The following is a 12,468-nucleotide window of genomic DNA, read 5'->3' as shown; positions in this document are numbered from 1 at the left end:
CCCTTTGCGGCCTATTATCCCGAATCTGAAATCCATCGGATTTCAGATTCAAAGTGGACACTGGAAAAAACAATAGTTTAGTGGCCTGCTTGTCCCTGAAATTCACCCACGAATTTCAGGGGCAGGACACTAAAGCATCATCCGATCGGATAGAGTCATCTGATCAAATAAAGATGCCATGATTATCAACTTGATAGAGCACTGCTTCGGATTCCCCTGGATGAAAGGCGGCCCGCGATGCCGAACCTGATCCGTACCGGCCTTCTGATGGCGGCATTGACCGCGCTGTTCGTGGCGATCGGCTACTGGATCGGGCGAGGAGCGGGGGCGGCCATCGCGCTCGCATTCGCCGCGGCAGGGAACTTCGTGGCATATTGGGTGTCCGACCGGGCGGTGCTGGCGATGTACGGTGCGCAGCCGGCGAATCAGGCCGCGTTTCCGCGCCTCGTTGCGCAGGTGGATCGGCTGGCGAGCAAGGCGGGACTGCCGCCGCCGCGCGTTTATGTCATCGACAACGATCAGCCGAACGCCTTCGCCACGGGGCGGAACCCGCAACATGCCGCCATAGCCGTCACGACCGGACTGCTCGGGGCGCTGGATGAGGCCGAACTTGCCGGCGTGATCGCCCATGAACTGTCACATATCCGGCACCGCGACACGCTGACGATGACGGTCACGGCGACGCTGGCCGGCGCGATCGGGATGATTTCGAACCTTGCCATTTTCTTCGGCGGCAGCGACGAGCGACGGAGTTCACCCTTCGCCGGCATTGCCGGACTGCTGCTTTTGCTTCTTGCGCCGCTGACAGCCACGCTGGTGCAGCTTGCCATTTCCCGCACCCGCGAATATGCGGCGGATGCCCGCGCCGCTTCTCTCACGGGCCAGCCGCTGGCTCTTGCCCGCGCGCTGATGCGCATCGACGAGATGGCGCGCTGGGTTCCGAATGACGATGCCGAACGCAACCCCGCGACCGCTTCGCTGTTCATCGTCAACCCGCTCTCCGGCACCACGTTCGACACGTTGTTTGCCACCCATCCACCCATCCGCGAGCGCGTGGCCAGGCTGCGGCACATGGCGCAGTTCGACGTTTCGAAGAACTAACGAAGCGTCAATTTGTTGGGGTGAGGGAATTGGTACACGAGGAAGGCGGGCGTGCCGAGCGAGCGGCACGCCCGTGCGGGATCAGCCCGCCTTGATCTCGATCTTGCGCTCGGCGCGGATGGCCTCGGGGCGCTTGGGCAGCGTGATCGTGAGCACGCCGTTCGCAAAGCGTGCCTCGATCTTCGATGCGTCGGCGCCGGCAGGTAGGCTGAAGCGACGCTCGAACTTGCCGTAACGCCGTTCGCAGAGTTGGTAGTCCGCTTCTGAGGTTTCCTGCTCGGTCCGTTTTTCGCCGGTGATCGCGAGCGTGTCGTCGGTGGCCTTGATCTCGACATCCTTTTCCGTCAGTCCGGGCAACTCTGCCGTGATGACGAAGGCTTTTTCCTGTTCGACGATATCCACCGCGGGAGCGCCAAGGCCGCGCGAGAGGAACGGTTCGAAGGGCAGGCTGGTGGGCAGGGCGCGACGCAACAGGCCACCGTCGAAATCTTCGAAGAGCCGGTTCACTTCGCGGCGCAGGGACTCGAACGGGCGCCAGAACTCGGGCGCCGCCTGCGGGCGGCGTTCGGGTTCCGCCGCTTTCGGCCGGGGTTCGACCTGAATACTCGGCATGGCGATTCTCCTTTCCTGAAGACGATTTTTCAAAAACCGTCGACGGCTTGAGACGTTAGCTTTGGCTGGTGCGCCGGCATTGATCTGGGTCAACGATGACGGCGGTGATACCAGGCGCAATGTCTCGTTCGGTCCGATCGGATCGTGGATTTTGCAGCAGATTTCGGAACGTGCGGGACGGGTTCCGGCAAGCTTCTGGCGGCATCGGCCTTTCGGGCGATGCCGCAGGGCTTATCGGATGAACCGCCGTCGCCTACTGGTCGGCCGGCGGTTCGACTTCCGGTGCGTCGATATCCGGCTCGGGTGTTTGCGGGCTTGGCACCTCGATTTCCGGCGCCTCGACCTCCGCGGCTTCGGTATCGGGCGTTTCACCCACCTCTGGGGGTTCGACGTCGCCCGAAGCGTGGGCGGTGCCGGGATTTCCGGCCGGGCCCTCATTCGTGCGGACCTCTGCGGCGGCGGAGGATTTCGTGGTGCTGCCGCTTGGGCCCGCCTTGGTCGCGGGCGGTTCGGATTGCGGCAGCGACGGGACTTCGGGCGTGACTTCCGTGGCCGAGATCTCGCCGTTTTCCGCGATCTCGCCGACGACTTCGACGGGGTAGAGGCCGGAGAGTCGTTGCCGGCCGGCCCGCTCGGTCGCTTCCATTCCGTCGGCGGCCAGCAGCCGGCCGTTGCCGGTCGAGCGGAAATAGTTCCGGACCTCGACCCGCGTTCCCGGCGCGCCGAGCTGGATCGGTCGCGGTTCGAGCGTGGTCAGTACAGGGTGGCCGTTGACGATGATGCCAGAGGCAACGACACGCTCGCCGGCATGGAGCCCAGCGATTTGTGCCGGGTCGGCGCGCAGGGTGAGGCGGCCTATCGTTACGTGGCCTGCCCCGGCAGTGTTCACCGCGGCTTCGAGCCGGAAGGCGTGCGTCGGCGGCAGGACCGTAACCCGGTGTGCAACCCATTCGCCATTCGCCAGGCGCTGTGCCGAGAGTCCGACCACCTGCCCGGGGCGAAGCCGCGGCGGCCGCACGCTGGCGCCGAGGGTGACCGTCTGCCGCAGCACGGTGATGACATGCCCGCCATCCGCCACGTGCGAGACCGGCCCGATGATCGCCTGCCAGGTGGCGATGCTGCGGGCGAACCCGCCATGCGCTCCGATGGCGACGCCGCGCACGAGGGCGATGTCGCCGACCCGCAGGCTCGCCACGGTTGCCGGATGACCGTCGATCGTCACCAGCGTGTCCGCGTCGATCCGGTATTCGCGGCCATTGACGAAGACGCTGCCGAATCGCTGGATGGGGCCATAGCCGACGATCGGGGCGCCGGTGCCGCCGATGCCGCCGGGGGCGCGCTGGATGCCGGTGCCGCCGATGCCGCCGGTCTCCTCGCCGATCCCGGTGCCGCCGATGCCGCCGGTTTCCTGTTCAATGCCGGTGCCGCCGATGCCGCCCGCGCCCTGGGCCCTGGCGACGGGCAGGCCAAGAGAGAGAAGTGCTGCGATCAGCAGGGCGACGACGCGGGGCGCGCGCGCAGTGTGGCTGTCAGGGGCGGTCATCGGCGTCGGTCTCGTAATAATAGACGCCGAGGCGGAGGCGGCGCAGGGCTTCGCGTTCCGGATCACCGCCTGCGGCGTCCGTGCTGGCGAGATTGCCTTCGAGCAGTTGCTCGTTGCACTGGCGCAGCAGCCGGTCCGCCATGTCGGACAACACCGGACGGGCGGCGTTCAGGCGGCTGGCGCCGATGCCGTTATGAAACAGGGCGCGCTCGATGAAGACCGGCGTTTCACCGGCGAGATTATGGAAGGCGCTGCGCATGTGGTCGCCGACATTGGCGCCGAGGAAGAGAAGCTTTTCTCGCGGTTCGGTGGGGGTGAAGGCGGTGCGCAGGAGGCGCAGCCGGTCGTCCGCCAGGCGTTCGACGACGCCGGCGCGTTCAAGTTCCTCGATGACGGTGCGGGCCCGCACATCGACCTTGGCCGCCCGCAGGAGGGCGTCGAAACCGGGGTCGTCCCCCTCGCCGCGGGTCGTCAGGGGCAGGGGCGCGCCGTCCGGGCCGCGGAAGGCGGCGGCCGAGACCCAAGTGCCGACCACACGCGCGGCGGCGTTGACCCCGGCCATCCGGTCGCGCGGTTCGGCCGTGTCGGGGTGCGTGGCGATTTCGCGGAGCCGCTTGACCTCGCGGCGGTTGATACCGGTGACGACGCTGATCTGGCTGTCGGTCGGGGCTTCATCGCCCTCGTGCCCGCGCAGCGCCTCGTCCACATAGACGCGCTTGAGCAGGTCGCGGAACGCGATGTAACCCAGCCCCCGCCGCATGAGATAGGCGACGAGGGGGCGCAGCAGCCGGCGCAGCATGTGTTCGATATCAGATTCCATTCCTGCACGTCCGTCGCATGCCTGTCGGTCAGCGGATCCGGCACCCTGACCCATCAAACTGTGTGATAATATCCCACATAATGCAAGATATGAAAATTGCAATTCCATGACAGCGGCATGGCGCCTTGGATCGCCATATTCCGCTATGTTAATGGAACCGCGTGACAGGGGGGTAGGATGACCACCGGAGCCGGCGTGCGAGCGAAGGGCAGGGGCAGGGGTAGGGGTGTTCTGCTGCCCGCGCTGGCCGCTCTCGCTACGGCACAATGGCCGGTGCTGGTGCATGCGGCATCACCGGCGGGATTCACCATTGGACTCGAGCCGTCCTATTTCACCGGACGTTTCGGCACCAGGCACACGATTCACATCTACGATCTGCCGCTTTCGATCACCTATCGCCATCGGAACCTTCGATTACGGGTCGAGCTTCCCTACATTGCGGTCACCGGCGCCGGTATCGTTGCCGGGCAATCGATCATCGCCAGCACCGGGTCCGGCGCGGTGCGCAGCGGGCCCGGCGACATGTGGCTCAAGGCGGAGTACCGGCTCGATCGGGCGCGGGGTGTCCGGCCATCGTTCGAGCCTTATGTGAAGGTCAAGGTGCCGGTGGCCTCTTATGCCAAGGGGCTCGGCACCGGCCGCTTCGACGAGGAGGCCGGGCTGCGGATGGTCTGGCGGGCGGGTACGCGGGTGTTTCCCTACCTGCAACTGGGGTACCGCATTGTCGGCCGGTTGCCGGCACTTCACCTGCAGAACGTGGTGACGTTCGAGCCTGGCGTGGCCGTGGCGGTGGCGCCGCGCCAGTTCCTCAGCGTGATCGTGATCGGCCACACGCCGATCCAGAAGCGGCGGACTGCGGTGGCTTCTGCCATACTGGCATATAACCTGCGGATGAATTTCCGTTGGGAATTGCAGGTTTATGCGACCCGCGGGCTGACTTCGCAAAGCGCGGCGTTCGGCGCCGGCTTCGGCGTGATGGCGCATTTCTGACGCGTTTTCAATAGCTTGTAAAAGTTCATCGAACGAGGGGCGGAGCTGACGCCTGCACTCGGCGCGACTGGCTGCGCACGATCACGCTTGCTTTACTTCTTGACCGTGGAACTTTCTCCCACAATAATCCGCGCCGAGGCCGTCAGAAAGGAGCCCGAAATGCGTGACGTTCAGGTTGTCGAACTGGACAATGGTCCGGGAGGCGCAGGGGCGGTCTGGCGGCAGGGGTGGATGCCGGGGCGTGATCCGCGGGACGCCGAGGCGGGAGACCGGGATCCGGCGCCTTCCGAGCGCCGTCATCAGGGCAATGCCCGCAGGGCCAGGCTGCGCCCGCTCATTCCGTGTGCCGGACGGGTCGGGCCGGCGGTGGTTTTCCTGTATTCTCACGACACGTTCGGCCTCGGGCATCTGCGGCGGAACCTCGCGATCGCCGAGCGCCTGCTGGAGGCCGGTCAATTCTCGGTCCATCTGCTGACCGGCTCGCCGGTCATCGCCCAGTGGCGGCTGCCCTCGGGACTGCATGTGCATCCGCTGCCGCCGGTGGTGAAGACCGGCGCGGAAACCTATGCGGCCCGCGAAGCCGGGCATAGTTTCGGTCTGGTCAAGGGGTATCGCGCCGCGCTGATCCTCACGCTCGCGCTGCGCTACCGGCCGGATATCTTCCTTGTCGACCACGCGCCGGCGGGGATGAACGGGGAAATCCTGCCCACGCTCGCGATGATGCGCCGCGACCTGCCGGACACGCGGGTGATGCTCGGGCTGCGCGACATTCTCGACAGTCCGGACACGGTGCGCGCCACCTGGGCCGAGCAGGAGATCCTGCCGCTGCTCGAGCAGGCGTATGACGACATCCTCGTCTATGGGTCGCGCAAGCTGTTCGACGTGGTCGATGCCTACGGAATCGCGGGCGAGACGGCTGCGCGGGTGCGCTATTGCGGCCATGTCGTTGCTGCCGATCTGCTGCGGCCGGATGCCGAGGAAGGCACGCCGTGCTGGTCCGCCGCGCGAGCCGCGGGGCGCAAGGTCGTGCTGGTGACGGCGGGTGGCGGCGGCGACGGGTTCGCGCTGATGGAGGCCTATCTGCACGGCCTGTCGCGAATGGCGCCGGGAGCCTGCCATTCGGTGATCGTCACCGGTCCGCTGATGTCGGTCGACCAGCGTGCGGCGCTCACCGCCACGGCGGCGGGGCGGGAGGACATCGATCTCGTCGATTACATCACCGACCCGCTGCCGAGCCTGCGTGCCGCCGATCTCGTGATCGCGATGGCGGGCTACAATACCAGCGCAGAGCCGATCGCCGCGCGCAAGCGGACGATCCTGGTTCCGCGGCCAGCGCCGCGGGCGGAACAACGTCTACGGGCGCATCTGCTGGCCCGTCTCGGCCTTGTGCGCGCCATCGAGCAGGGGCCGGATCTCGCCGACCGTCTCGCGCGGGAGATTCCGGCCGCCCTCGCCGCGCCGCCGCCTTCGTCCGTCGCCTGGGCGCAACTCGACCTCAACGGCGCCGAACGCGTCGCCGCCCATCTTGCAACCGCCATCGAGGCGCGTTCGGCCGCCTCCGGCATTGCCGGGGAGTTTGCCTGATGCCTGCCTTTGCCTATCTCGATATCGCCGGAGAGCCGGACCTCGCGGATGCGCCGATCGCCTATGTCATGAAGCGTTATCCGCGCCTGACCGAGACCTTCATCCTCAACGAGATCCGCGCGATGGAGCGGCTCGGGACGAAGCTGCACATCGTCTCGCTGCTGCCGCCGGAACCACCGCCGCATCATCCGATGGTCGCCGAGGTGGAGGCGCCGCTGCATCCGGTGCCGGCGGCGAGCGACCGGGCAGGACGGCGGGAGATTGCCCACGCCCATGCCCGCGCTATCGCTGCCGCGCCGCTGCGCTATCTCGGCGCCGTCGCCCGTGCCGCGCTGTGGTGCACGCGGTCGCCTACGCCGCTTTCGGTCTGGAAGCAGTTCCTGCGCGGCGGCGTGATCGCGACCTTGTGCCGGACCCACGGCATCCGCCATATCCACGCCCATTTCGCCAATGCGCCGGCAGCCTCGGCCTGGTTCGCCAGCATGATGACCGGGCTGCCGTTCAGCTTCACGGCGCATGCCAAGGATCTCTATCTCACGCCGCCGGAGGTGATCCGCAAGCGCGGCCAGGCCGCGCGCTTCGTGGCCACCTGCACGGGCTACAATGTGCGGTATCTGGCTTCGCTGCTCGGTGATCAGGCCGACAAGATCCATCTTGTCTATCACGGTATCGATCTCGGCCTGTTCGGCGCCCGCAAGGTGGCCGAGGCGAAGCCGGCGGAAGGCCGGCTGATTCTCTCGGTGGGCCGGCTCGTGCCCAAGAAGGGCCATGATGACCTGGTCGCCGCCTGCGCCCTGCTGCGTGATCGCGGGATTGCGTTCCGCTGCCGGATCGTCGGCGAGGGGCCGCTGCGGGCGGAACTGCAGGCGCAGATCACGGCGAGCGGGCTGGAGGGTATCGTGACGCTCGACGGCGCGATGACCCATGCCGACCTGATCACGCTCTATGGCACCGCCGATGCCTTCGCGCTGGCGCCGCGCGTCACCGAGGATGGTGACCGGGACGGGATTCCGAATGTGATTGCCGAAGCGATGGCGATCGGCGTGCCGGTGGTCTCGACCAGCGTATCGGGGATTCCCGAACTGGTGCGCGACGGCGAGACCGGGCGGCTGGTGCCACCGCGCGACCCCGCGGCGCTGGCCACGGCGATCGAGGCGACGCTGGCCGATCGCGCGCAGGCGCGGCGCCTGGCGGCGGCAGGTCGGGCGCGGCTCGAGGGCGAGTTCGACCTGTGGAAGACGACGCGCCGGCTGCACGCGCTCTTCGGCTGCGCCGAGTGCGAGGGGGCGCCGCCGAAAGGCGGTTCGCGGTTCCGCGCCGAGGGTCTGGCGGCGCAGCCCTCCCTGGCGGAGGTCGCGCCATGAAGATCCTGTATCTCAATCTCGACCGCGGCATTCCGGTCGAGGGTGACAAGGGTGCTTCGGTGCATGTGCGCGAATTCGTCACGGCCGCGGCGGCGCTCGGCCATGAGGTGACGCTCGCCTGCACCACGCGCGGCGCCGGTAACCCGCCGCCGCCGGCGCGGATCCTGCAATTCGGCGCGCCGCCGACCGACATGTCGATCGGCAACGAGATCGAGCGGCGCGAGCGTGTGCGTCTCGATCATGACGGGTTGGTCGCGGACCGGATCTGCTCGACGCTTGCCCGCCTCGGCATCGAGCCGGATCTGGTCTACGAGCGGCACGCGCTGTTCCATCGCGCTGGCGTTTCCATCGCTGCGCGGCTCGGCGTGCCGCGGATTCTCGAGGTCAATGCGCCGCTGGTCGAGGAGCAGCGGCGATTCCGTGGCCTGTATCTCGTCGATGAGGCGCTGGAGGCCGAGGAAGCCTCGTATCGCGGGGCGGATGCAATCATCGCCGTCTCGCGGCAGGTGGCGGCGCACGTCGCCGGCGTGATCGGCCGGACGGATCGCATTCATGTCGTGCCGAACGGTGTCGATCTGGCGCGGTTCGCCAATGTTGATGCCATCGGGGCGGTGATACGTGCCCGGCTCGGGCTCGCCGGCCGGCGGATTGCCGGCTTCATCGGCAGTTTCAAGACCTGGCATGGCGTGCCGTTCCTGATTGAGGCGATTGCGGCCGCTGCGGCGTGGCATCCTGACCTGCACCTTCTTGCGGTCGGTGACGGGCCGGAGCGCGAGGCCGTGGCGGCACTTGTGGCGAAACTCGGCCTCGCCGACCGGGTGACGCTGCCGGGACGCATCCCGCATGGCGAGATTCCAGGCAGGCTCGGGGCGATGGACTTCACCGTTGCCCCCTATCTGCCGCAGCCGGATTTCTATTTCTCGCCGCTGAAGATTTTTGAGTCGCTGGCGGCCGGGCGCGCGGTGGTCGCGCCGGAGATCGGCGAGATCGATGGCATCGTCGCCCATGGCGAAACGGGGCTGCTCTATCCGGCCGGCGATGGTATTGCGCTGCAGGCGGCGCTGTCGCGCCTGCTTGCCGATCAGGCCGCCTGCCAGACGATGGGTTGGCGTGGCCGGCAACGGTTGGCCGGGCGCGACTGGCGTGACGTGGTGCGGCTCTGCCTCGCCCTCGCACCGGTCCGGCTGCCCGCATGACCGGGCCGGGCGGCGCCTGGCTCCGCGCCTATCTCCGCTCGGAATGGCGGGCCCTTTCGGCTGGTGCCGCGGTGATGGCGGCGCGGGCCGGCGTTTTGCTGATGCTGCCCTGGCCGCTGAAATTCATCATCGACAACGTGATCTTCCAGCGCCGGCTGGCGCCCTGGCTGCACGGGGTGCTGCCCGATCCGCTCACCCAGCGGATGGCGCTGCTCGACACGCTCGGCCTCGCCATGCTCGGGCTCGGCATCGCCGACGCGCTGCTGGTCTATCTCGGCAACCGGCTGTTTCTCGATGCCGGGCAGCGGATCGTCTTCGCCATCCGCGCCGACCTGTTCGCGCATCTGCAACGCCTGTCGCTCGCCTTTCACCGCCGCCAGCGCGCCGGCGAGCTGATGGCGCGGCTGACCGGCGATGTGCGGCAGTTGCAGGATTTCATCGCCGCGGTGGGGATCGACCTGCTGCCGCACGGGCTGACCATTCTCGGCATGGCGACGGTGATGCTGCTGATCGACTGGCGGTATGCGCTGATCGCGCTGTCGGTGGCACCGCTGCTGTTCTGGATCGCGCGGGTTTATGCGGGGCGGCTGCGCCACGCGCTGCGCCAGGTGCGACGGCACGAGACGACGCTGAGCGGGGTGATGCAGGAAATCCTCGGCAGCGTGCAGGTGGTGCAGGCCTTCGGCCGCGAACCGCACGAGGACGGGCGGTTCGGCGCCCATGCCGGCCGCAGCCTCGAAGCCGGGCTGCACGCCAATGCGGTGCAGGCGCAGTTCAGCCCGGTGATGAACCTCGCCATCGCGGTCGCGACCGGGGCAATCGCCTGGTATGGGGCGGCGACGGTGATTCGCGGCACGCTGACGCCGGGGGAATTGCTGATCTTCCTCGCCTATCTGCGCGGCATCGCCACCCCGGCGCGGCAGCTCGCCAAGACCGGGCGGGTGTTCGGCCGGGCGTCCGTCGCGATCGAGCGGATCGGCGAATACCGGGCCGAGCGGTCGAGTGTCGCGGAGGCGCCGGAGGCGCTGCCCTTCGCCGGGCGGGCGTCGCGGATCGAATTCCGCGAGGTCGGCTTCGGCTACCGCGACGATCACGAGGTGCTGCACGGCGTTTCCTTCGTGCTGGAGGCCGGGCGCACCATCGCACTGGTGGGCGCGACCGGCTCGGGCAAGAGCACGATCGCGAGCCTGATCCCGCGCTTCTACGACGCGACATCCGGTGCCGTGCTGCTCGATGGGCAGGATATTCGCGGGTTGCGCCTCGCGGATCTGCGCCGGCAGGTGGCCCTCGTGCTGCAGGACCCGGTGCTGTTCCAGGCGAGTGTGTGGGAGAACATCGCCTATGGGCGCGAGGGCACGGGGCGGGACGAGGCGATCGCGGCGGCGCGTGCGGTCGGGATCGATGCGATGGTCGAGGGCCTGCCCGATGGGTTCGACACCATGGTCGCCGAGCGCGGGCAGAGCCTGTCCGGCGGGCAGCGCCAGTGCATCGCCATCGCCCGCGCCATGCTGTGCGACGCGCCGATCGTCATTCTCGACGAGCCGAGCAGCAGCCTCGATGCCGGCACCGAGCGGCGGGTGATGGCGGCGCTCGACCGGCTGGCGGCGAACCGCGCCGCCCTGGTGATCGCGCACCGGCTTTCCACCGTCCGCGCCGCCGACGAAATCCTGGTGCTCGACGATGGCCGCATCGTCCAGCGCGGCACGCATGAGGCGCTGCTGGCCGAGGGCGGCCGATATAAAGCGCTCTGGCAGGCGCTGCGCGACGATTCTCCTTCTCCCCAACTTCGCCTGGTGGCTCAATGACCCGTTCCGTGCCCGCCGTTCCGCACCTGCTCGCCGCCCTTGCCGCCGGTGTGGCCCTTGCCGCGCCGCTGCGCGCCGCCCGCGCCGATCCCTGGATTCCGGCGTCGGGGGATGGCGTCGTCAAGCCGATGGTGCGGCTGTTTCACGGCAACCAGGCGTTTCCCGCCGGCGGCTTCACCACCAATGCGCTGCGCGGATCGAGCGAGAGTTCGACGCAATATCGCGTCACCGGCGTGCAGGGGATCGGGGATGGCCTGTCGATCGAATACGATCTGCGTGGCGGCCGGGTGCGCAGCTTCGCCGACCGTCACCACCGGCCGGTGGCCAGCGTTTCATCCGGTCTGCAGGACGAGGAGATCGGCCTGAATTACGGGCTGGTCCAGACGCCGCGCTTCGCGGACTCCATCACGCTGAACGTCATCGTCCCGGCGGGGCGGACGAAGCCATCGCCCGCGCTCGGCACCGGGCGTTGGTCGGTGGAGCCGGATTTCCAGGCCGGGATCTCGCGGCCCTGGGGCAGCCTGACGATGGTCGCGGGGGCGCGCATGTTCCTCGATGGGGCGGCGACGCAGCTGCGCGCGACGATCGATCTCTCGCTCCATCTCACCCGCCGGCTCGCGCTGACCGGCGAGGTGTTCGCGGTGAAGACGATCCGGCAGAGCGGCACGATTCCGCCCGGCGCGCAGGGCGAGATTTACAATCTGGTGCGGCCGGCAGTCGGCCTGACCTGGCGGTTGACCAAGGCGATACGGCCGTTCCTGCTCTACGAGGTGAACGTGGCGGGGGAGGGAATTCATGCCGGCAGCCGGCTGGAGCTGGGCGTTGCGGTGCATTACTGACCCGCGCGCCGGCGGCCGGGCGCTGCTGCTCGCACGGCATGGACGGACGGCGTGGACCGGCGAGGGCCGCTATCAGGGCCGCAGCGACCTGCCGCTCTCGCCCGAGGGCTGGGCGGATGCCGCCGGCCTTGCCGCCGCGCTGAGCGACGAGCCGCTCGTTTCGATCTATACCAGCCCGCTGCTGCGGGCGCGGCAGACGGCCGGCTGCATCGCCGCGCGGCGTCGCGGAGTCGCGGTGATCGTCGATGACCGGCTGGCCGAGATCGCTTTCGGCGACTGGGAGGGACGCACCCAGGCCGAGATTCGCGCTGCGACACCCGAGGCGTTGCGGCGCTGGAAGCGCGATCCCGGCGGGATGCGCTTTCCCGGTGGCGAAACGCTGGCCGAGGCGCGGGCGCGGTTGCATGGATTTTTCGCCGATCTGCCGGAGCAGGGCGGGGCCGTTCTGGCCGTGACCCATGCCGGGATGATCCGCCTCGCCTGTCTCGACGCCGAAGGGCGCGGCGATGACGGGTTTCGCGGAATCAGGATCGCCCCCGGCGCGGTGCGGCGCTTTTCCCTTGGCGGCGCGGCTGTTGTGGCGCCGCCTTTCCAACATGAAACCGTGGAGTGAA

The 12,468-nt window shown here is 68.2% G+C and carries 11 protein-coding genes; 8 read left to right on the top strand and 3 right to left on the bottom strand.

Going from position 1 to position 12,468, the window contains the following annotated elements; translation table 11 throughout:
• The first annotated feature begins 237 nt into the window (after positions 1–237).
• Positions 238–1,101 (top strand): M48 family metalloprotease, encoded by an 864-nt coding sequence (locus RT91_RS12190; protein ID WP_011941346.1) that lies wholly within the window; start codon positions 238–240, stop codon positions 1,099–1,101.
• Positions 1,102–1,182: 81 nt separating this feature from the next.
• Here the strand turns inward: RT91_RS12190 and RT91_RS12185 are convergent, their stop codons facing one another.
• The 3 genes from RT91_RS12185 to RT91_RS12175 form a co-directional block, all read right to left on the bottom strand.
• Positions 1,183–1,713 (bottom strand): Hsp20/alpha crystallin family protein, encoded by a 531-nt coding sequence (locus RT91_RS12185; protein WP_035187488.1) that lies wholly within the window; start codon positions 1,711–1,713, stop codon positions 1,183–1,185.
• 253 nt (positions 1,714–1,966) lie between these two features.
• Positions 1,967–3,256 (bottom strand): DUF5666 domain-containing protein, encoded by a 1,290-nt coding sequence (locus RT91_RS12180; RefSeq protein ID WP_035187486.1) that lies wholly within the window; start codon positions 3,254–3,256, stop codon positions 1,967–1,969.
• On the bottom strand, positions 3,243–4,076 hold the full coding sequence (locus RT91_RS12175; protein ID WP_007422021.1) for a DUF6502 family protein: 834 nt from the start codon (positions 4,074–4,076) through the stop codon (positions 3,243–3,245). Before RT91_RS12175 ends, RT91_RS12180 begins: the two co-directional genes overlap by 14 nt.
• 177 nt (positions 4,077–4,253) lie before the next feature.
• On the opposite strand from RT91_RS12175, the gene RT91_RS12170 reads away from it, so the two are divergent.
• The 7 genes from RT91_RS12170 to RT91_RS12140 all read left to right on the top strand — a co-directional run bounded on the left by RT91_RS12170 (position 4,254) and on the right by RT91_RS12140 (position 12,467).
• Complete coding sequence (locus RT91_RS12170; RefSeq protein WP_011941350.1) at positions 4,254–5,066, top strand: hypothetical protein; 813 nt, start codon at positions 4,254–4,256, stop codon at positions 5,064–5,066.
• A 159-nt stretch (positions 5,067–5,225) separates the two neighbouring features.
• Positions 5,226–6,650 carry a glycosyltransferase family protein gene (locus RT91_RS12165; RefSeq protein WP_035187484.1) on the top strand — a complete coding sequence of 475 codons (1,425 nt, stop codon included), beginning with the start codon at positions 5,226–5,228 and terminating at the stop codon, positions 6,648–6,650.
• Positions 6,650–8,014, top strand: coding sequence for a glycosyltransferase (locus tag RT91_RS12160; protein WP_035187483.1), 1,365 nt, complete (start codon positions 6,650–6,652; stop codon positions 8,012–8,014). The genes RT91_RS12165 and RT91_RS12160 overlap by 1 nt, the downstream gene beginning before the upstream one ends.
• Positions 8,011–9,210: a glycosyltransferase family 4 protein gene (locus RT91_RS12155; RefSeq protein WP_035187482.1), complete on the top strand. Its 1,200-nt coding sequence runs from the start codon at positions 8,011–8,013 to the stop codon at positions 9,208–9,210. The genes RT91_RS12160 and RT91_RS12155 overlap by 4 nt, the downstream gene beginning before the upstream one ends.
• Positions 9,207–11,015 carry an ABC transporter ATP-binding protein gene (locus RT91_RS12150; protein ID WP_035187481.1) on the top strand — a complete coding sequence of 603 codons (1,809 nt, stop codon included), beginning with the start codon at positions 9,207–9,209 and terminating at the stop codon, positions 11,013–11,015. Before RT91_RS12155 ends, RT91_RS12150 begins: the two co-directional genes overlap by 4 nt.
• Positions 11,012–11,854, top strand: a complete 843-nt coding sequence (locus RT91_RS12145) for a hypothetical protein (protein WP_035187479.1) — start codon at positions 11,012–11,014, stop codon at positions 11,852–11,854. Before RT91_RS12150 ends, RT91_RS12145 begins: the two co-directional genes overlap by 4 nt.
• Positions 11,811–12,467: a histidine phosphatase family protein gene (locus RT91_RS12140; RefSeq protein ID WP_035187478.1), complete on the top strand. Its 657-nt coding sequence runs from the start codon at positions 11,811–11,813 to the stop codon at positions 12,465–12,467. The genes RT91_RS12145 and RT91_RS12140 overlap by 44 nt, the downstream gene beginning before the upstream one ends.
• Position 12,468 lies beyond the last annotated feature (1 nt).

It is taken from the genome of Acidiphilium sp. JA12-A1 (genome assembly GCF_000724705.2).
Taxonomy (GTDB): domain Bacteria; phylum Pseudomonadota; class Alphaproteobacteria; order Acetobacterales; family Acetobacteraceae; genus Acidiphilium; species Acidiphilium multivorum.
The sequence above is the reverse complement of the archived record's forward strand: the minus strand, read 5'-3'. Positions and strand labels throughout refer to the sequence as shown.